Origin of the sequence: Pseudonocardia lacus, assembly GCF_018531445.1 — a bacterium.
Lineage (GTDB): Bacteria > Actinomycetota > Actinomycetes > Mycobacteriales > Pseudonocardiaceae > Pseudonocardia > Pseudonocardia lacus.
In genome coordinates this window covers 22,065-38,885 of record NZ_JAHDTH010000052.1, presented here as the reverse complement: position 1 = coordinate 38,885, position 16,821 = coordinate 22,065, and the positions used below count along the sequence as shown (strand labels likewise).

Below are 16,821 nucleotides of genomic sequence, written 5' to 3'. Positions count from 1 at the left end.
GCGGGGTGGTGGTCGCGGTGGCGCGGTGCGCGGCGCTGCGTGGCCGCGCCGGCTCAGGCCGCGCGGGGCAGGTCGACGTCCAGCTCCGGGCCGGCGGTGAGCGCGAGGGGCATCGCGACCGCGCGGCGGGCGGCGCGGCGCGCCCGGATCCGCTGGCCGACCGAGAACCCGCCCGCGGTGACCGCCGCCATGATGATCCCGGCGACCAGGCACGGCAGCGGCTCACCACCGGTGACCGGCCCGAGCGCCAACCCGACCAGCAGCATGTAGCAGCTCCACACCACCGAGCTGGCCAGCGTCCACGGCAGGAACCGCCGCAGCGGCAGCCCGAACCGGCCGGCGGCGGCCGTGCTGACCAGCCGCCCTCCCGGCACCAGCCGGGCCCCGACCAGCGCGACCCCGGGCTGGGCCAGCAGCTTGCGGCGCACCCAACCGGAGATGCCCGTGTCGACGTCGGTGAGCGCGACGACCCGCTGCGACGACCGGCCCAGCCCGAAGACCAGCAGGTCGCCGATCATCGAGCCGACCACGGCCACCAGGAACAGCGCGAACACGGCGATCCAGTCGTGCCCGCCGAAGGCCAGGGCGCTGGCCGACATCAGGATGGTCTCGCTCGGCAGCACCGGGAACGGGCCGTCGGCCGCGATCATCACGGTCAGCAGCGGCAGGAGCCACGCGCTGTGCAGCAAGGCACCGAAGCCCGTCAGCACATCGAGCACGCTCTGGTCCTCCCGGTCGGGGACGCACCCCCGGCGCGGGAGCCTTCCTCAGGGTCCTCAGGGTCGCAGACGCGCCCGCAGCCGATCAGTAGGGGTAACCCCCTGATCGCCGACCAGGCCATCCACACCCGCCGAGGTTGTTCGCGGCGGACCACCGCCGCGTTACGGCCGGAACGTGTCCTCCACCCGCACCGCCACTTGCAGGACCAGTGGTTCCGTCCGCTCCTCGCGCCCGCGCCGTCGAGAACGACGCTGTGGGATCAACTCGGGCCGTGTTGGTCCCGTAACGTCGTTCTCGATCGGATCAGCTGCGGATGCGGGCGGCGTGGGCCCGCTGCAGCGCGACGCCCTGCCGCAGGAAGCGCTCGACGACGGCCAGCTCGGCCGTCGTGTAGTCCTCCAGTGCCTCCTGCCCCTCGCGCGCCACCGGTCCGTAGGCGCGCTCGATCTGCTCGGCGGCCCCGGGCGTGAGCGCCAGGACGGTGCGCCGGCGGTCGGCCGGGTCGACCTCGCGGGTCAGGTGCCCGGCGGCGACGAGCCGCTGGACGGCGGTCGTCGTCGCGGCCGGGCTGAGCCCGACGTCGCGCGCCAGCGCTCCCGCCGACAGCTCTCCCGCCAGCGCCACGGCTCCGATGATCCGCAGGTCGGTGCGGTTGACGCCGAGCACCTCGGCGACGGCCCCGTCGACCTCGTCGGCGGCCGCGCCGAAGTCGGCGGCGGCCTCCGCCACGCGCCGACGGAGGTCGGTTTGCTTCGACACTCGAACTAATCTACCGTCGAGGCGATCGTTCGACTATCGAAGGGATTTCTGATGCCGCAGCAGAGCGCCGCCCTCCCCGGCTGGCTCAAGCCCGCCAACCGCGTCGTCCGCGCGCTGCACCGGGTCGGCCTTCCCCTGGGCACCATCCACGTGCTGACCGTTCCCGGCCGCACCACCGGCGCCCCGCGCTCCACCCCCGTCTCACCGCTGCGCGTCGACGGCCGGGAGTTCGTGATCGCCGCCCTGCCCGACTGCGACTGGGCCCGCAACGCCCGCGCCGCCGGACGCGGCGAGCTGCGCCGCGGCCGTCGGGTGCGCCCGATCTCGCTCATCGAGGTCCGGGACCCCGACCTGCGGACGGCGGTGATGCGGGCGTTCCCGCGCGAGGTGCCGCACGGGGTGGCGTTCTTCGTGCGGATCGGGCTGGTGCAGGGAGCCGACCCGGAGCAGTTCGCGGCGGCGGCCGGCCGGGTCGCGGTGTTCGAGATCCATGGCGCGGTCGAGCCCCGGTAGCGCGTCAAGCGATCGCGTCCACCACCAGCAACCAGGCCGGCCCGGTGACCGCGAAGGCCAGCGTCGACGCCATCAGCGCGGCGGTCGTCTCGACCTCGCGCGACCGGTAGCGCTGGGCGAACAGCTGCGCGTTCGACCCGGTCGGCAGCGCCGCGCAGAGCACGACGACGGTCAGCGCGAGCCCGCGCAGCCCGACCGCGTACCCGACGCCCAGCACGAGCGCCGGGTGCACCACCAGCTTCGCCACCGACAGCCACACCACCGGCCCCGCCACGCCCCGCACGCCGTGGTGGGCCAGCGACATCCCGATCAGCAGCAGGCACAGCGGCACGACCGCCTGCCCCAGCAGCCCGAGCACCTCGTCGAGGGGGCCGGGGACGGGCAGCCCGACCAGGTTCACGACCAACCCGACCAGCACCGGCAGCACCACCGGGTGCACGACGGTGCGCCGGGCCGTCAGCAGCACGGTGCCGGCCACCCCCTGGCCGCCCTCGCCGCGCCGGGAGAGGTCGGCCTCGACCAGCACCGTCAGCACGCTCAGCAGGATGAGGGCGTGCAGGCTGGTGATGGGCACGTGCACGCCCAGCCCGGCGTCGCCGAACAGCGCCAGCACGATCGGGATGCCCAGCTGCACGGTGTTGCCGAACGTCGCCGTGATCGCCCGCACGGACGGGGCGGCCGGCTCGGCGGCGCGCAGCCAGACCCGCTGCGCGGCGTAGACGGCCAGCAGCAGGACGACCGTCGGTGCGAAGTAGACGCCGATCACCGCCCAGGGCAGGGCGGCCAGGTCGAGCGAGGCGGTCAGCCGGAACAGCAGCGCCGGGGTGAGCACGAAGAACGCCAGGTCGGTGAGCAGCCGCAACGACTGCGCGCCGGAGAACATCGGGGTCCGCCCGCACCCGAAGCCGACCGCCACCACCGCGAAGATCGCCGCCAGCTTCGCGATGATCACCGACGACACCGGCCGAGTATGCGCCGCTACCCGACGCCCGCCCCGGCGTCGTCGACGACCGGGCTGAACGTCACACCGTCGGCGTCGAGCACCAGCACGCGCGCGGTGGGGATGTCGTAGAACAGACCGACCAGCTCCACGTTCGCGCCGTGCCGGCGCAGGACGTCGAGCTGCACGGCCACGTTGACCATGGCCAGCGCGTCGACCTCGCAGCGACCCTCGGCCAGCGCCGCCCGCCCGACCGGGTGCCCCGACCGGAAGGCCAACAGGCTCGGCGTGCCGGTGTCGAGCCAGTCGCGCAGGAAGCCGCCCGGGCGCGCCCGGGCCAGCAGCGCCTGCATCGCCCCGCAGCCGGCGTGCCCGCACACCGCGATCAGCGGCACCCCCAGCACGGTGGTCGCGTACTGCACGGCGGCGTGCGTCCCGGTCCCGCTGACCATGTTGCCGACGTTCTGCACGGTGAACAGGTCGCCCGGACCGCTGTGGGTGATCATGTTGGGCACCACGCGGGAGTCCGCGCAGGCCAGCAGCAGCCCGGAGGGCCGCTGGCCGTCCGCCAGCTCGCGCATGACCGGACGGATGTCCGGCGCGGTCTCGGCGTGGTAGGCGGCCAGGCCGGCCAGCAACGCGGCCGTCGCCGCCCCCGGTGCCGGCTCCGTGCCGTCGAGGTCGGGGTGCCGCGACTGCCACTCCGACCAGGTCGCGAACCGCGAGTGCGGCCACCGCCGCCCGGACCCCGGTCGCCCGGGCTCGTCGACGGTGACCTCGCCGCCGGTCAACCGGTGCGCCCGCGCCCAGCCGTCGAGGTGGTCGAAGGCGGTGTGGTCCATGTAGTCGACGACCAGGTCGACCCGCACGACGGCTCCCGCCGGCACCCGGGCCAGCGCGGCCGACAGCGCCGGCACGGCCAGGAAGCTCAGCGCGCCGCGCACCACGACGTGCACGGGCCCGCCGCCGGGTCCGGGGTCGGTCACCCCGATGCGGGCCCGCACGGCCCGCAGCAGCACGGTCAGCCCGGCCACCGCCAGTCCCAGCGCGACCCCTTCGAGCAGGGTGAACAGCAGCACGCCGAGCGCGGTCGCCAGGTACAGCGCCAGGTCGCCGTGCCGGCGCGCCGTGCGGATGTCGGCCAGCTTGACCAGCTGCACGCCGACCAGCACCAGCAGCCCGGCCAGTGCCGCCAGCGGCACCATCTCGACGACGCCGACCAGCGCGATCCCGAACACCGCGACCCACGCGCCGTGCAGGACGGTCGAGGCCCGCGTCCGCGCCCCCGCCCGCACGTTCGTCGAGCTGCGCACGATCACCCCGGTCACCGGCAGCCCGCCGAGCAGCCCGGACAGGCTGTTGGCCGCGCCCTGCCCGACGAGCTCGCGGTCCGGGTCGGTGCGCGGGCCGTCGTGCATGCGGTCGACGGCGACGGCCGACAGCAGGCTCTCCACGCTGGCGACCACGGCCACCGTCAGCACTCCGAGCGCCACGCCCGACCAGGTCGCGCCGGGCAGCGGGAACGTCGGCGGGGCGACGGCGTCCAGCAGCCCGCCGGGCAGGTCGACGCGGGGCACGTCCGGCCACAGCGCGGCCAGCCCGGTGGCCGCGAGCACCCCGACCAGCGGGCCGGGCACCGCCCGCAGCTGTCGCGGCAGCCGACCCCACCCCAGCACGACGGCGATCGTCACCAACCCCACCAGCACCGCGGGCCCGTGCAGCCCGAGCAGCTGACCGGGCAGCTGCGCGACGCTGTCCCACGCGCCCGTCCGCGGCGGGCCTCCGAGGACGACGTGCAGCTGCGACAGCGCGATCGTCACCCCGATCCCGGCCAGCATCCCGTGCACGACGGCCGGCGGGATCGCCGCGGCGAACCGGGCCACCCCGGCCAGCCCGAACGCGATCTGCAGCAGCCCCGCCGCGATGGTGACCACCGCCATCGTCGCCCACCCGAACCGCGTCACCAGGTCGGCCACGACCACCGTCAACCCCGCCGCCGGCCCGCTGACCTGCAACGGCGACCCGCCCACCAGCCCGACGACGACCCCGCCGACCACCGCGGCGACCAGCCCCGCCAGCAGCGGCGCCCCGGACGCCATCGCCACCCCCAGCGACAGCGGCACCGCCACCAGGAACACGACGAGCGAGGCGGGGAGGTCGAAGCGCAGCACGGCGGCGACGGGCGTGCGGGGACGGGACGTCCGGGTCGGGGTCACGCGGGGCCTCCGGCGAAGACGGGACGGTCGGACGCCGCTCTGCGCCCCGGACACCCGGCCAACGCCGTGAAGATCAACTGGTCGCGCCCCCATCGGGTAATCCGGACGAAAGGGACTCGATCGGGTCGCTGCGCGGTGCATGGATCCGCCGCCTCGCAGCCCCAGCGGTGCCGTCGCAGCCCGCCGGCGCGCTGCGAGCGCCTCACCAGGTCTGTGACACCGCCGAGGCGCTGCGAGGCCCCCTCGCCCGCCCGAGCCCGGCCCCCGCCCAGCCGCGCAGCGGCCACCCCACCCCCGAAGTCCCCCGCCGGCACGCCCGCACGCACAGCCGTGCACGACCCGCCCACCGCGCAGACCCAGCGGCATCGTCGCAACCCGCCGGCGCGCCGCGACAACCCACCCAGCGCTGCGACACCCACCCGACGCTGCGAGGCACGCCCCCTCGCTCGGCCGGGCCCGGCCGAGCCCGGCCGCGGAGCGGGCCACTCCACCCCGAAGCCCCTGCTTTGATCAGAGGTCGCCCGCCGCGAAGGCGCCGACGGAGGCCCCGCGAAAGCGCCGAAGGCCCCTCAGACCGCTATGGCGCAGCTAAACCGCAGGGCAGCCGACCTGCGGGCCGAAGCCACACGATCACCGCGCTCGAAGGACACCGCTGACCCCTACTCCCCCACCGCTCCGTCGATGCGCTCGCGCAGCAGGTCGGCGTGCCCGACGTGGCGGGCGTACTCCTCGATCATGTGCACCAGGACCCAGCGCAGCGACACCACGCCCAGGCCGGGGTGCGCGACGGCGCTGGCGAGGTCGAGGTCGGGGGCCTGGGCCACGAACCGGTCGGTGAACGCCATCTCGTCGCGCCACGCCGCCACGGCCTCGGCCACCTGCTCCGGGTCGGCGGCGGCGCCGTCGAAGTCGGCGTCCTCGTCGGCGCCGAACAGCGGCGCGACGTCCAGGCCGGCCATCAGCTCGCGGAACCAGGACCGCTCGACCTCGGCCGCGTGCCGCACGAGCCCCAGCAGGCTCAGCCCGGACGGCTCGACGGCGCGGCGCGCCAGCTGCTCGGCGTCCAGGCCCGCGCACTTGATCCGCAGGGTGTCGCGCTGCCAGCGCAGGAACCCGGTGAGCGTCTCGCGCTCGGCTCCCAGCGGGGCGGGGTCGATCCTCGGTTCGGCCGTCGAGTCGGCGAGGGGGGTCGTCATTCCCCGAGCATGGTCCGGGCGAACCAGCCGCCCTCCGGCGGCTGCGGCCGCGGCTCGTCGATGTGGCGCCGCTCGACCGGCGCGGGGTCCCAGAGCACCTGCACCCCGGCCGCCGCCTCGACGGCCTCGGTGGCGTCGAAGCGCACGGACGTCTCCGGGATGCCGCCGTCGGGCCAGGCGTGGTGCAGGGTCAGCGGGCCGGGTGGCGGCAGCGGCGCCAGCAGGAAGCCGATGCTCGCGCCGTCGAACCCGAAGATGCCACCACCGAGGCACAGCGACGGGTCCTGCGGCCCCAGCGACGATCCCGGCGACGACTCGGCGACCGCGACGCTCCCGTCCGCGAGCTCGACGCCGATCAGCACGGCGGGGAGGTGGTACGTCAGCCGCCCCGGGTCGTGCTCCCGGGTGCGCACGACGATGCGCAGCACGACCCCGGTGGTGTGGACCTCGGCGCAGACGAGCGCGACGGCCGCCCGGTCGGTGCGGCCCAACGGCGCCGCCCACGGGAGCACGACCGGGATCTCGTTCTCCGGCGGGATCTGCCGCCACCTGGCCTCGGTGTCGTCGTCCATGCGTCCCATGGTCGCGAGCGCGGTCGATCCGCGGCACCACCAGCCGGGCCCACCCGCGGGGTTCTCACGCCCTCCCGGCCGTGATGATCCACATCGCCGACCCGAAGCGGACGCCGTCCGGCCCGAGGTGCTCGCGCAGCGTCGCCCGCAGCGCCTCCTGCGCGCCGGCCCTGGCCGGCTCGTCGAGCTCGTCGAGCAGCCCCCGCACGATGCCCGAGACGACCACCTCGGCGGCAGCGGGGTCGCCGTAGTGGACCGGCGCGCGGACGTCGGCGAAGTGCGGTTCGGTGAACCCCGCCGCCGTCAGCAGCCGCCGCACGCGCTCGGGGTCGCCGAAGGAGAAGGCACCGGGACCGTCCGTGGCCAGCGGCGGCAGCTCCCGCCCGGCCGCGACGGCGCGGCGGAACGCCGGGAACCACGGGTTGTGCTCGACCGCCTGCCAGACCCCGAGCGCCAGCCGACCGCCGGGCCTGAGCGCGCGGGCGAGGTTGGTGAAGGCGGCGACCGGGTCGGCGAAGAACATCACCCCGTTGCGGCTGACGATCCGGTCGTAGCGCCCGGTGCCGAGGTCGGCGGTCTGGGCGTCGGCCCGCTCGAACCGGACGTTCCGGAAGCCGGCCGCCGCGGCCCGGCCGCGGGCGAGGTCGAGGAGCCGGGTCGAGAGGTCGACGCCGGTGGCGCTGCCGCGGGGCGCGAGGCGGGCCGCCTCCTGGGTCAGCCGACCGGCCCCGCAGCCCACGTCGAGCACGGCGGCGTCGGGGACGATGGCGGCGGCCTCCATGATCGCCGGCAGGTAGTCGGCGGTCTGGGCGTCGAAGTGGTCGGCGTTGTCGGTCCACAGGTCGCCATGGGGTCCGTCCCAGGCGCGGGCGGCCTCGGCGTTGGAGCCGGCCACGCCGGGCGCCGTCACGATGCGCGGTCCAGCCTGAGCGTGTGCGCCACCACCGCGTTGGCGTGCCCGTGGCCCATGCCGTGCTCGTCCTTGAGCAGCGCCACCAGCTCCATGTGCTTGGCGGCGGGGTTGGCCGCGACGGCCGAGCGCACGACGTCGAACCACTCCTCGACGGGCCGGCCGTACTTCTTCTCGATCATCGGGAAGTAGGACGCGGGGCCCTTCACCTCAGCCATCTGCCTGCACCTCTCGCTCAACCGGACGTTCATCCCTACGACCGCCGCGGCCCGCGGAACTCATCGCCGCGATCAGACCACGCAGAACCCGGCCGGCAGCGGGCGCCGCCCGGTCAGCGCCAGCAGCAGCGGCACGCCCTCGCCCAGGCGCACTGCCGTGTGCGCGGCCAGCCCGACGGCCTCGGCCAGCACCTCGGGCGCGAACTCGACCGGTTCGCCGGTGGCCGCCGCGATGTCCAGGCCGTGCACGACCAGCTCGAACGTCCTGGTCGGCAGGTAGTGCCGCACCCGCATGCCGCCGGCGATCGTCTCGACGACGGCGTCCGGCCCGAGCGCCGCCACCCTCTCGGTCGCCGGCTCGACCAGCGCCCGGAACGCGGCGGCCGGCTCGGCGCCGAGCTGCGCCCCGGCCTGCCGGCCCCGCTCGACGATCGCCTCGGGGTCGGTCGTGCCGGGCAGCCCGCCGGTCTTGATCACCGCGTAGTACTCCGCCGCGCTGCCGACGCGCTCGTCGGCGGCGGGGAGCCGCGGGTAGCCGGCCACCGTGACCAGCGACCGGCTGGTGTGCCCGACCAGCGCCTTGAGGTCCCAGGCGCCGAGGCCGGGTCCGGCCCAGGCATCGGGGGCGATGCGGTCGACGAGCTCGACGACCGTGGCGGCGGCGTCGGCGAACAGCGCGGCGGGATCGGGCACGGGCCGGAGTCTATTTTCCACCGGCCACCCAGGGTCCGACGCCGCCGACGCGCTCGACGGCGTAGCGGAGGACGTAGCCCGGGCCCTTCGGCGCGGGGAAGCCCGCGTCGGGGGCCATGTAGACCTTGGCGAGGCGGTCGAGCAGGTCCCACGCGGCCTCGGTCGGTTCGATCGTGGCCCGCGCCCGCAGCACGGCGTGCTCGGCGAGGAAGACCCCGGGCGTGCGCGGCGCGTCGAAGGAGAGCACGACCCGCGGATCGCGGTCGATGTTGCGCAGCTTCGCGTACCACCGCATGTGGCCGCTGACCAGGTCGTCGCCGTCGAGGCCGACCCAGATGGCGGAGACCTGCGGGCTCCCGTCGGGGTTGGTCGTGCTCAGGTGCACGAGCGGTCCGGACTCGACCAGCTCGCGCAGTGCCGGGGGCAGTGCAGTCATCCCGTGATCGTTTACGTCACCGCTCGCGGGTGTCAACGGAGATCCATTCCGGTGGCACGCGCGCGGTCAGCCACACGCCGTTGCTGGCCCGGTAGAACGCCGCCCCGGTGGCGTGCAGCCCGGCGGCGTCGACCCGCAGCACGACCGGCCGGCCGCGCCGGGCCCCGACGGCCTCCGCCGTCGCGACGTCCGCCGAGAGGTGCACGTGGGTGCGCCTCCCCGGGCGCAGCCCCTCGGCGGTGATCGAGCCCAGGAACCGCTCGACCGTGCCGTGGAACAGCACGTCCGGCGGCACCGCGGGCTCCAGCTGCAGGTCGACGGGCTGCGAGTGGCCCTGCGCTGCGCGGATGCGGTCGCCGTCGAGTTCGTAGCGGCGCTTGTCGCTGTTCGCGACGACGGCCTCCAGCCGGGCCCGGTCGATCGGGCGCCCGGCGCGGGCCAGGCCGGCCAGCAGGTCGTCCACGCCGACCCAGCCGCCCGGCCCCAGTTCCACCCCGGCCGCCGCCGGGTCGTGGCGCAGCACCAGCGCGAGGAACTTGCTCAGCCGGACGTCGTCGGTCACGCCGCCAACCGTTCCACGAGGTCCGCGACCCGCTCGCGGCGCGCGGGCCGCCACGCCGCCCAGTACCCGACGGCCGGCAGGTCGGCCACCGGCACCGCCACCAGCCCGTCCGGCGGTTCGACGCACCCGTTGACCACCGTGGCGCCCAGGCCGAGCCCGGCGAAGTGCACGAGCAGGTCCCACCCGTCGGCCTCGGCCGGCACCCGCACGGCGGCGCCGGCGGCCAGCAGGGCCCGGTCGAGCGCGCGGCGGTGCGGCCGGTCGGCGGGCGGCAGCACCAGGTCCAGACCGTCCATGTCGGACAGGGTGACCGCGTCCCGGGCCGCCAGCGGGTGCTCCCGGGGCACGACCAGCACCTGCGGGTAGGACGCGACCGGGCGGACCTCGACCCCGGGGCCGGGCGCGTCGAACCCGACGACCGCCACGTCGGCGGTCCCGGACAGCACGGCGGCCATGGCCTCGTCGCGGTTGGCCGTCACGACGTGCAGCCGTCGCCCGCCGCGCAGGACGTCGCGCAGCGCGTCGGCCACGACCCAGCGGAACGCGCCGCGCCCGGCGGCGACCGTGAGCGCGGGCCGGGCGTCGTGCAGGTCGGCCAGGAAGTCGTCGACGCGGCGGCGGGAGTCGGCGGCGAAGGCGGCCACCCGCCGACCCTCCGCCGTCAGCCGCAGCACCCGGCCCTCCCGCTCGTAGAGCGCGACGCCGAGCGCCCCGGCCAGCTTCGCGATCTTCACGTGCAGCGAGGGCTGGCTGATGTGCAGCGCGGCGGCGGCCCGGGTGAAGTTGAGGTGCTCGGCGAAGACCGCGAACGACCGGACGGCGTCGGCCTCGACCAGATCCCGCCCGTCCATAGCGCAGGACTATAGTCACACCGAAGATCCATAGTTCCGGAAGCGGATGTCGCGGCCGCACGCTGGCCCCATGGACGAGATCCGTTTCGGAGTCGACATCGGCCGCGTGATCATCGCCGGCGGCCCCACCCCCGGCGGCGACACCGCCTTCTTCACCGGCGGCGAGGCCGCCATGCTCGCGACGCCGGAGGTCCCCGGCGCCGTCGACGCGCTGGCCCACCTGGTCGACCGGTTCCGCGGCCGGGTGTGGCTGGTGTCGAAATGCGGGCCGCGGGTGCAGCAGCGCACCCTGCGCTGGCTCGACGCCCACGACGTCCACACCCGCACCGGCCTGGACCCGGGGGCGGTGCGGTTCTGCCTGCGCCGCCCCGAGAAGCGCGACCACTGCCTCGACCTCGGCCTCACCGACTTCGTCGACGACCGCGCCGACGTGCACCACGCCATCCGCGGCGCGGTGAGCCGGCAGTACCTGTTCGGGCCGCAGGACCACCCGGCGCCGGACTTCGTGCTCGCGACACCGACGTGGACCGACGTGCTGGCGGCGGTGGAGCGGGCCGGTTAGCCCGCGCCGATCAACCGCATCGCCGAGCCCAACCGGTGCTCGCCCCGCTCCGCGGCGCGGGCGGCGCCCTCCCGGCGGATCCGGGCCAGCTCGCCCGGGTCGGCCAGCAGGGCGCGCGTCCGCTCGCGGATCGGACGCAGCTCCTCGATCACCGCGTCGGCCACGGCCTCCTTCAGCGCCCCGTACGACCCGAACCCCTCGGCCAGGTCCGCGGGACGCCCGCCCAGGCAGCCGGCCAGGATCTCCAGCAGGTTCGCCACCCCGGGACGCTCCGCCGGCGCGTAGGCGACGCCGGTGCAGCCGTCGGTCACCGCCCGCCGCACCTTGCGCCGGATGAGGTCGGGCTCGTCGAGCACGAACACCACCCCGGCCGCGTCCCGCGCCGACTTCGACATCTTGCGGGTCGGGTCGGCCAGGTCGCGCACCCGCGCCCCGGTGGCCGGCAGCACCGCCCGCGGCACCGCGAACACCTCGCCGTAGGTGCCGTTGAACCGCCGGGCCAGCGCCCGCGCCAGCTCGACGTGCTGGTTCTGGTCCTCGCCGACGGGCACCTCGTCGGCGCCCTGCAGCAGGATGTCGGCGGCCATCAGCACCGGGTAGGTCAGCAGGCTCAGCCGCACGCCGCCCTGCCCGCTGCCCTTCTCCCGGAACTGGACCATCCGCGCGGCCTCGCCGTAGCTGCAGGTGCACTCCAGGACCCAGGTCAGCGCGCCGAGCTCGCGCGCCAGGTCCGATTGCACGAACACCCGCTCGACCGGGATCCCGGACGCCACCAGCACGGCCAGCATCTCGCTCGTGCGCGCCCGCAGGCGGTTCGGGTCGTGGCTCGTCGTCATCGCGTGCAGGTCGGAGACGAAGTACAGGTCGTCCGGCCGGCCGTCGGACGCCCAGCGCCGGACCGCGCCCAGGTGGTTGCCGAGCTGGGGGTGGCCGGACGGGGTGATCCCGGACAGTCGCATCGATCGTTTCCTCGGGTCGGGTGGCCACCCGCCACGGCCCGGCAACGATCGGGGCCGCCCGCGGGCGGCCTCGGAGTCGTCGGTGTCAGCGCACGTCGGAGGGGCCGCCGGCCGGCGGCCACCAGGTGCCCACGTTCGCGCGCATCCCGGCACCGTAGCCGCGGCGGCCCATCCGACCCCACCGGTTTCTAGGAGCGCTCGGCGCGCCGCCGCGCGGTGTTCTCGTGCTTGCGCACCGCGAACGCGTGCGCGTCGGCCAGCAACTGCCGGACCAGCGGCCAGGTGCGGTCGGGGTTCAGCACGGACACCCAGTTCATCGCGCCGTAGACGGGGTGCGGGAACAGCACGTCCAGGGCCGCGGCGTCGTGGTCGGCCTCCGGGTCGAGCAATTCGCGGAGGCGGCCGCGCGGGAGCCCGATGTTGAGCCGGAACACCCCCGGACGGTCGAGGTGGGACGCCGAGTCGTAGGCGTCGGACGTCATGATGGTGGCCCAGCCCTGGCGGGGGTTCTGCGCGTAGTCGCCGTCGGGGTCGTGGATGGCGTAGACGTCCCCGTCGTTCTCCACGATCAGGGTGTCGGGAAAGGCGGCGATGACCTCGCGAATGCGGTCGAAATCCACTGCACGAACACATCACAATAGGGACGGGTCCCGCCCAAGGCAAGTGATGCAGATCACATCGAATTGGTTCTCCGTAGATGTGCCGATGGACGATCGCCGCGCTTCGGCCATGATCGGACGATGGCGACGACGGCGAGGCCGGCCGGCCGGCCCTGGCCGCGACTCCTGGCCTTCCTGGTCGCCGGGGCGGCGCTCGTGCCCGTCGCCGAATGGGCCGTCCACGCGTTCGCGTCGACGTCGCAGACCCGGGCGGTGCTCGCGGAGTCCGGCTCCGAGCGGCACGGCGAGATCGGCCGGATCTCCTACTCCTACGACTCCGTGGCCGTCACCGCCGACGGCTCCGCGCTCGACCTCGCCGCCGCCGGCGGGGGCCACGCGCTGACCGACCTCGACATCGGCTCCCCCGTGGTCGTCACGCGGTCCGCGGCCGACGGGCGGGTCCTGCAGGTCCGCGCGCCGCAGGGCCTCGTCGACCTGGAGAACGGCGCCGGGGCCGTCACCCTGCGCATCGGCGGCGTGCTCGTCGCGGCGGCCGGTCTGTGGCTCGGCCGGACCGCGCCGCGCGCCTGGGCAGCCGCGGCCGTGCTCGTCCCGCTCGGCGCGCTGCTGACCGTCCTCGTCCTCCCGCGCGAGCACGACATCGGCACGTACCCGTACCCGGTGCAGGACGCCATGCACAACTACCTCGACCCGCCGACCACCACCCCGTCGGACCCCAACCGCAGCACGTTCCGCGTCGACGAGGTCGTCCCCATCGGCGCGCGGACGCAGACGGGCAACGGCACGGTCGTCACCGTGACCGGGCCGGTGCAGGTTGGGCTGCCGGGGGGCGCCGACCCGGAGACCGAGCGGTGGTTCCCGACGGTGCGGGTTCCGGTGCACGCCACCGGTGCCCTGCCGACCAACACCTTCCTGATCGGCGAGGGCCGCGGTCGCACGGTGCGGCTCGACCAGGAGCCGGCCTGCGCGTCGGAGGGCTACGCCTGCTACGCGGTGCCCGACGGGTTCGAGGCCCGCTACCTGGTCTTCCGCAACGACGACGTCGCCGTCGACCTGCGGTCGACGCCCTGATCGACGGCCCATCGATCACGTTACCGATCCGCCCCCGCGGCGGATCGGTACTGTGCGTGCCGCCGAGGTCGACATCCCGCGGCGGCCCGGACGGAAGGACACCATGAGCAGCCGGTCACCGCACGCGCAGAACGCGGGCGCGTCCGCCCCGACCGGCCACCGCGGGCCGTGGGGCTGGTTCACCCACGGCGGCTGGTACCTCGTCGTCATCGTGCTCTCGATCGGGATGCTCGCCTTCGTGCCGTTCGTGCACGCCGCCATCCGCACGCACCGGGCGCTGATGTGGCTGTGGGCGGTGCTCTACAGCGGCGCCGTCATCACCCTGTTCATCCTGGCCGGCCCGTACCGCGTCGGCGGCTGGGCGATCGGCCTGGTCATCGTCGCCTCGATCCACTCGCTCGTGCTGCGCCAGCAGGTCTGGAAGCAGACCGCCGTCGGTCTCCCGCCCCCGCCGGCCGTCGACCCGGCCATCGCCGCCGTCCTCGCCGCCCGCGCCCGCCGCGAGGAGGCCCGCCGCGTCGTCGAGCGCGACCCGGCGATGGCCCGCGAGCTCGGCATCGGCCGCCCCGACCTCCCCCGCAGCTACGACGACGGCGGCCTCGTCGACCTCGCCGCCGCCCCCGCCGAGGCGATCGCCAGCGCCTGCGACATCGACCTCGCCCACGCCACCCTCATCACCGAGGCGCGGGACAACGGCATCCACTTCGCCACGGTCGACGACGTCTTCTCGGTCACCGACATCCCGTTCCCGCTGTGGGAGCGGATCCGCGACCGGGGCGTGGTCGTCACCGGCTGAGCGGACGGATGGATGGAGGACCGGTGTCCACCTCCCGGGTGCGAGTGCGACCCCGGCACTGCGACGCCCAGGCCATGGTGCACGCCGCCCGCTACTACGAGTTCTTCGAGGATGCCTTCCTGGACTGGCTCGACCTGCACGCCGGCGGGTACCGGCAGCTGCGCGAACGCACCGGGGTGGACCTCGTCATCGTCACCAGCGGCTGCGAGTACCGCGCCCCGGCCCGCCTCGACGACGACCTCACCCTGGACTGCGAGCCGGAGCGCGTCGGGCGGACCTCCCTGACCCTGCGGTGCGCGGTCCGGCGCGCCGACGAGGTGCTGGCCATCGGCCGGACCACCTACGTCTGCGTGCGCGACGGCACGCCCGTCCCCGTTCCCGATGCGTTGCGGGTGGCGCCGTGAGCCGGCGGCGCGCCCCTGGCACCAGGTCGGCACCGTGCCTGGGCTCTCGCGGCGCCGCCGCCCGATGTCACGATCATGCGGGGCCCGCCGTCAGTACCGCATGAGCGAGATCGTGATCACCGGATCGACCGGGGCCATCGGCAGGCGCGCCGTCCGCGAGCTGCGCGCCGCCGGCCACCACCCCACCGGCGTCACACGCCCCGGGACCGGCCGGGAGCGGCTGGCCGGGCTCGGGGCGGACGCCGTGCAGGCCGACGTGTTCGACGTGGCGTCGCTGAGCCGGGCCTTCGCCGGCGCGGACGTCGTCGTCAACCTGCTGACCCGCATCCCGCCGGCCGACCGGATGGCCGACCCGGCCGCCTGGGCCGAGAACGACCGCGTGCGCACCGAGGCGTCGGCCGCGGTCGCCCGCGCCGCGCGGGCCGCCGGCGTGGGCCGGCTCGTGCAGGAGTCGATCGCGTTCGTCTACGCCGACGGCGGCGACGCCTGGCTGGACGAGGACGCCCCGGTCGCTGGCGGCGGCGTCACGACCACGGCCCTGACCGCCGAGCGCAACGCGCGCGAACTGTTCGACGGCGACACGGTCGTGCTGCGCTTCGGTCTGTTCATGGGCCCGGACAGCGGGTCGACGCGGGCAGCGGTGGCCGCCGCCCGCCGTGGTGCGTCGACCGCACTCGGCCCGCCCGGGGCCTACCGCCCGACGATCTGGCTGGACGACGCCGCGGCCGCCGTCGCCGCGGCCGTGGCGGTCCCCGCCGGGACCTACAACGTCGCCGACACCGACCCGGCGACGAACGCCGAGATCGACGCCGCGCTCGCCGCCGCGGTCGGCGTGGCGGCGCTGCCGCCGAACCCGCCGCGGGAGGGGCCGCTGGCCCGCTCCCAGCGCGTGTCGAGCCGCAGGCTGCGCGAGGCCGGCGGCTGGGCGCCGCGGCTGCACGCCGGCACCGGGACCTGGGCGCGGGTCGTCGGATGAGCACCGCGGAGCGGTTCGCGCGGGCCCGCCCGCGGCTGCTGCGGCTGGCCTACAGCGAGCTCGGCGACGTCGGCGAGGCCGAGGACGTCGTGCAGGAGGCGTGGCTGCGGCTGGCCGGCGCGGACGTCGCGGCGATCGAGAACCTCGACGGCTGGCTCACCACCGTGGTCGCCCGGCTGGCACTCGACCGCCTCCGCTCCGCCCGCGCGCGCCGCGAGACCTACATCGGCCCGTGGCTCCCCGAACCGCTCGCCGCGGACGACCCGGCCGACCGGGTCACCCTCGACGAGTCGGTCAGCTACGCGCTGCTGACCGTCCTCGAGCAGCTCTCCCCCGCCGAGCGCACGGCGTTCGTCCTGCACGACGTGTTCGAGATGCCCTTCGGCGACGTCGCGCAGGTGGTCGGGCGCACGTCGGACGCGGTGCGCCAGCTCGCCTCCCGCGCTTCGCGATCTCGCGCGACGAGCACGACCACGCCGTCCGGGCCTTCGCCCACGCCGTGGCCGAGGGCGACCTCGACAGCCTCCTCACGGTGCTCGACCCGCAGGTCGTCTGGACCTCCGACGGCGGCGGGCGGGTGAGCGCTGCGCGCAAGCCGATCCGCGGCGGGCTGCGCGTCGCCCGGGCGTGGCTGGCGTTGGGTCACCGGTCCGGGCACGGGCCCGGCGAGGTCGAGTTCAACGGCCGGCTCGGACTGCTGCTACCCAGCCCGGACGGTCACCGCGCGGCGCTGTCGTTCGTCGTCCGCGACGGCCGCATCACCCGCATCGACTCGGTCCGCAACCCGGACAAGCTGGGCCGCCTCTAGCGATCATCGGCAGTGCTGTCGAGCGTGGACATCGCGACT

22 protein-coding genes are annotated in these 16,821 nt (G+C 75.5%); 8 read left to right on the top strand and 14 right to left on the bottom strand.

Annotated features, from left to right (window positions below):
• Nucleotides 1-53: 53 nt before the first annotated feature.
• On the bottom strand, nt 54-719 hold the full coding sequence (locus tag KIK08_RS14090) for a DedA family protein (RefSeq protein ID WP_214403572.1): 666 nt from the start codon (nt 717-719) through the stop codon (nt 54-56).
• A gap of 304 nt (nt 720-1,023) precedes the next feature.
• Nucleotides 1,024-1,479 carry a MarR family winged helix-turn-helix transcriptional regulator gene (locus tag KIK08_RS14085; RefSeq protein ID WP_214403571.1) on the bottom strand — a complete coding sequence of 152 codons (456 nt, stop codon included), beginning with the start codon at nt 1,477-1,479 and terminating at the stop codon, nt 1,024-1,026.
• Nucleotides 1,480-1,530: 51 nt separating this feature from the next.
• Here KIK08_RS14085 and KIK08_RS14080 point away from each other — a divergent pair, with 51 nt between their 5' ends.
• Complete coding sequence (locus KIK08_RS14080; RefSeq protein WP_214403570.1) at nt 1,531-1,992, top strand: nitroreductase/quinone reductase family protein; 462 nt, start codon at nt 1,531-1,533, stop codon at nt 1,990-1,992.
• 4 nt (nt 1,993-1,996) lie between these two features.
• Here the strand turns inward: KIK08_RS14080 and KIK08_RS14075 are convergent, their stop codons facing one another.
• The 10 genes from KIK08_RS14075 to KIK08_RS14030 all read right to left on the bottom strand — a co-directional run bounded on the left by KIK08_RS14075 (nt 1,997) and on the right by KIK08_RS14030 (nt 10,586).
• Nucleotides 1,997-2,953, bottom strand: a complete 957-nt coding sequence (locus tag KIK08_RS14075) for an AEC family transporter (RefSeq protein ID WP_214403569.1) — start codon at nt 2,951-2,953, stop codon at nt 1,997-1,999.
• A gap of 17 nt (nt 2,954-2,970) precedes the next feature.
• The gene (locus KIK08_RS14070) at nt 2,971-5,148 is read right to left on the bottom strand and encodes a SulP family inorganic anion transporter (RefSeq protein WP_308257629.1); all 2,178 of its coding nucleotides are present in this window, start codon (nt 5,146-5,148) and stop codon (nt 2,971-2,973) included.
• A gap of 659 nt (nt 5,149-5,807) precedes the next feature.
• Nucleotides 5,808-6,344, bottom strand: coding sequence for a DinB family protein (locus tag KIK08_RS14065; protein ID WP_214403567.1), 537 nt, complete (start codon nt 6,342-6,344; stop codon nt 5,808-5,810).
• Complete coding sequence (locus KIK08_RS14060) at nt 6,341-6,916, bottom strand: hypothetical protein (RefSeq protein ID WP_214403566.1); 576 nt, start codon at nt 6,914-6,916, stop codon at nt 6,341-6,343. The genes KIK08_RS14065 and KIK08_RS14060 overlap by 4 nt, the downstream gene beginning before the upstream one ends.
• A 64-nt stretch (nt 6,917-6,980) precedes the next feature.
• Nucleotides 6,981-7,826 (bottom strand): class I SAM-dependent methyltransferase, encoded by an 846-nt coding sequence (locus tag KIK08_RS14055; RefSeq protein ID WP_214403565.1) that lies wholly within the window; start codon nt 7,824-7,826, stop codon nt 6,981-6,983.
• Nucleotides 7,823-8,044: a DUF4287 domain-containing protein gene (locus KIK08_RS14050; RefSeq protein ID WP_214403564.1), complete on the bottom strand. Its 222-nt coding sequence runs from the start codon at nt 8,042-8,044 to the stop codon at nt 7,823-7,825. Before KIK08_RS14050 ends, KIK08_RS14055 begins: the two co-directional genes overlap by 4 nt.
• Nucleotides 8,045-8,116: 72 nt before the next feature.
• Nucleotides 8,117-8,737 carry a maleylpyruvate isomerase family mycothiol-dependent enzyme gene (locus tag KIK08_RS14045; protein WP_214403563.1) on the bottom strand — a complete coding sequence of 207 codons (621 nt, stop codon included), beginning with the start codon at nt 8,735-8,737 and terminating at the stop codon, nt 8,117-8,119.
• A gap of 10 nt (nt 8,738-8,747) precedes the next feature.
• Nucleotides 8,748-9,173, bottom strand: a complete 426-nt coding sequence (locus KIK08_RS14040) for a PPOX class F420-dependent oxidoreductase (RefSeq protein WP_214403562.1) — start codon at nt 9,171-9,173, stop codon at nt 8,748-8,750.
• A 16-nt stretch (nt 9,174-9,189) separates the two neighbouring features.
• Complete coding sequence (locus tag KIK08_RS14035; protein WP_214403561.1) at nt 9,190-9,735, bottom strand: RNA 2'-phosphotransferase; 546 nt, start codon at nt 9,733-9,735, stop codon at nt 9,190-9,192.
• Nucleotides 9,732-10,586, bottom strand: a complete 855-nt coding sequence (locus KIK08_RS14030) for a LysR family transcriptional regulator (RefSeq protein WP_214403560.1) — start codon at nt 10,584-10,586, stop codon at nt 9,732-9,734. The genes KIK08_RS14035 and KIK08_RS14030 overlap by 4 nt, the downstream gene beginning before the upstream one ends.
• Nucleotides 10,587-10,656: 70 nt before the next feature.
• Between KIK08_RS14030 and KIK08_RS41345 the strand changes: the two genes are divergently transcribed.
• The gene (locus tag KIK08_RS41345; protein ID WP_214403559.1) at nt 10,657-11,148 is read left to right on the top strand and encodes a hypothetical protein; all 492 of its coding nucleotides are present in this window, start codon (nt 10,657-10,659) and stop codon (nt 11,146-11,148) included.
• On the opposite strand, the gene trpS is transcribed toward KIK08_RS41345, so the two are convergent.
• Together trpS and KIK08_RS14015 are read right to left on the bottom strand one after the other, a co-directional pair.
• Complete coding sequence (gene trpS / locus KIK08_RS14020; RefSeq protein ID WP_214403558.1) at nt 11,145-12,107, bottom strand: tryptophan--tRNA ligase; 963 nt, start codon at nt 12,105-12,107, stop codon at nt 11,145-11,147. The genes KIK08_RS41345 and trpS overlap by 4 nt on opposite strands.
• Nucleotides 12,108-12,295: 188 nt before the next feature.
• Nucleotides 12,296-12,727 carry a DUF6194 family protein gene (locus tag KIK08_RS14015; RefSeq protein WP_214403557.1) on the bottom strand — a complete coding sequence of 144 codons (432 nt, stop codon included), beginning with the start codon at nt 12,725-12,727 and terminating at the stop codon, nt 12,296-12,298.
• Between the two features lie 120 nt (nt 12,728-12,847).
• Between KIK08_RS14015 and KIK08_RS14010 the strand changes: the two genes are divergently transcribed.
• The 6 genes from KIK08_RS14010 to KIK08_RS39910 all read left to right on the top strand — a co-directional run bounded on the left by KIK08_RS14010 (nt 12,848) and on the right by KIK08_RS39910 (nt 16,782).
• The gene (locus KIK08_RS14010; RefSeq protein WP_214403556.1) at nt 12,848-13,798 is read left to right on the top strand and encodes a hypothetical protein; all 951 of its coding nucleotides are present in this window, start codon (nt 12,848-12,850) and stop codon (nt 13,796-13,798) included.
• 103 nt (nt 13,799-13,901) lie between these two features.
• The gene (locus KIK08_RS14005) at nt 13,902-14,594 is read left to right on the top strand and encodes a hypothetical protein (protein WP_214403555.1); all 693 of its coding nucleotides are present in this window, start codon (nt 13,902-13,904) and stop codon (nt 14,592-14,594) included.
• Between the two features lie 23 nt (nt 14,595-14,617).
• Nucleotides 14,618-14,998 (top strand): acyl-CoA thioesterase, encoded by a 381-nt coding sequence (locus tag KIK08_RS14000; protein ID WP_214403554.1) that lies wholly within the window; start codon nt 14,618-14,620, stop codon nt 14,996-14,998.
• 100 nt (nt 14,999-15,098) lie between these two features.
• Nucleotides 15,099-15,974 (top strand): NAD-dependent epimerase/dehydratase family protein, encoded by an 876-nt coding sequence (locus tag KIK08_RS13995; RefSeq protein WP_214403553.1) that lies wholly within the window; start codon nt 15,099-15,101, stop codon nt 15,972-15,974.
• The gene (locus tag KIK08_RS13990; RefSeq protein ID WP_250556963.1) at nt 15,971-16,555 is read left to right on the top strand and encodes a sigma-70 family RNA polymerase sigma factor; all 585 of its coding nucleotides are present in this window, start codon (nt 15,971-15,973) and stop codon (nt 16,553-16,555) included. The genes KIK08_RS13995 and KIK08_RS13990 overlap by 4 nt, the downstream gene beginning before the upstream one ends.
• Nucleotides 16,507-16,782 (top strand): sigma-70 family RNA polymerase sigma factor family protein, encoded by a 276-nt coding sequence (locus KIK08_RS39910; RefSeq protein ID WP_250556962.1) that lies wholly within the window; start codon nt 16,507-16,509, stop codon nt 16,780-16,782. Before KIK08_RS13990 ends, KIK08_RS39910 begins: the two co-directional genes overlap by 49 nt.
• The last annotated feature ends 39 nt before the right edge of the window (nt 16,783-16,821 follow it).